The organism is Clostridium ragsdalei P11 (assembly GCF_001675165.1).
Classification (GTDB): Bacteria; Bacillota; Clostridia; order Clostridiales; family Clostridiaceae; genus Clostridium_B; species Clostridium_B ragsdalei.
In genome coordinates, this window is record NZ_LROS01000057.1 from 1 (window position 1) to 1,427 (window position 1,427).

A 1,427-nucleotide genomic window follows, 5' to 3' on the forward strand; every position below is an offset into this window, starting at 1 on the left:
TCGGATTGGCCCCCGCAAATGGGAATAATTCATTCAAATACTAGCTAATTCTTAAAATTTCATTTTTGATATGGTGCTGATTTTCAGTACCATATCAATTATTATAATCTCACAACTAAGCTATCTTTAAAACTAGAATTTTTTAGAGTATAAAAAGCATCAGGTGTTCTATAGCCTATTGCTGAATGTATACGCTTAGTATTATATCCATTAACATAGTTTATAATGATTTCCTCAGCTTCTTCAAAGTTTTTAAATAGTTTTCCTGCAAGACACTCATCTTGAAAATATCTATGATATGATTCTATATGAGCGTTGTAATTAGGACTTTTAGCAGGTATTCTCTCATGTGTTATTTTTTCATTAATACATAGTTTTTCAAAATCATGTGCAATAAATTGTGACCCATTATCAGTGCGGATTGTTAAGTTTTTCGATTTTCCTTTTATTTTGCGTGAATACAAGGCTTTTAACAATGCTTCTTTAGCACTTTCCGAGTTAGGTGATAAAGATAATACACATGAAATAATACTTCTGTCGAAGATGTCTATTATCGATGCTAAATAGGCTACTTGACGTGTTTCGGCTATATAAATGTACTTTGTATCCATTTCCCACAAAACATTTGAAGCTTTTATTTCATGGTTTTTACATATACGCTTATACTGCTTTATATGCTTTCTTTCTGACTTTAAAACACCCATTAAAGCCATTAGTCTATACACTTTCTTTTTGTTTATTTTTAGATTGTACTTTTCCCTTAATACTGCTGTAATTTTCTTATATCCATAAAACTTTCCATATTCATCATTTAGAATGTCCTTAATGTATTTTTGAATATAAATGTCATAGACCTTTTTAAAGGGTTTGTCATTCATATAACTAAATCCAGGTATGACTCCTTCATTCCTTTTAATTGGTTTGAGTGATTGATCTATCAGGCTTCGCCAACGGTAATATGTTGATGATTTTAATCCAACAATATTAAGCAACATTAAAGTTGGAGCTCCTGTAGAAATCCAGTCATTTACAAAGATAAATGGATCAAATATATTTAAATCTTTTTTTTTAACATGTCTTTTAACACAGCAATTTCTAGCTCTAGCTCCTTTTTTTCCTTCGCAAGTAATGCACATTGCTTTTTGTAATCAGGTATTGGACTATCAAGTTCTTTAGACTTTTTTTGCATTAATGTTTGCCCATACTTACGATAACAAGACTTCCACCTAGAAAGTAGTACAGGGTTAATATTATGTTTAGCAGCTACCAAAGAATTACTACCATATTGAAGAGCCTCTTCTACCATTTTCACTCTTTCTTCTTCTGTATATTTTCTTATGAAATTCATAAAAACCCCCTCTCAAAACTCTAAATTAATTTTAAATTAACTGAGTTAATTATTCCAGCTTTATGAGGGGGCCTATGAG

The 1,427-nt window shown here is 30.5% G+C and carries 2 protein-coding genes; both read right to left on the minus strand.

The annotated features are described in order from the left end of the window. Nucleotides 1-101: 101 nt before the first annotated feature. Nucleotides 102-995: an IS3 family transposase gene (locus CLRAG_RS17005; protein ID WP_167351587.1), complete on the minus strand. Its 894-nt coding sequence runs from the start codon at nt 993-995 to the stop codon at nt 102-104. A gap of 59 nt (nt 996-1,054) precedes the next feature. Beyond that, nucleotides 1,055-1,348 (minus strand): transposase, encoded by a 294-nt coding sequence (locus CLRAG_RS17010; protein WP_065079503.1) that lies wholly within the window; start codon nt 1,346-1,348, stop codon nt 1,055-1,057. Between the last annotated feature and the right edge of the window lie 79 nt (nt 1,349-1,427).

What these genes read in the sequence shown, in the direction of transcription:
- CLRAG_RS17005 (WP_167351587.1), bottom strand. Translation starts at nt 995, where the DNA reads ATGTTGCTTAATATTGTTGGATTAAAATCATCAACATATTACCGTTGG.
- CLRAG_RS17010 (WP_065079503.1), bottom strand. Translation starts at nt 1,348, where the DNA reads ATGAATTTCATAAGAAAATATACAGAAGAAGAAAGAGTGAAAATGGTA.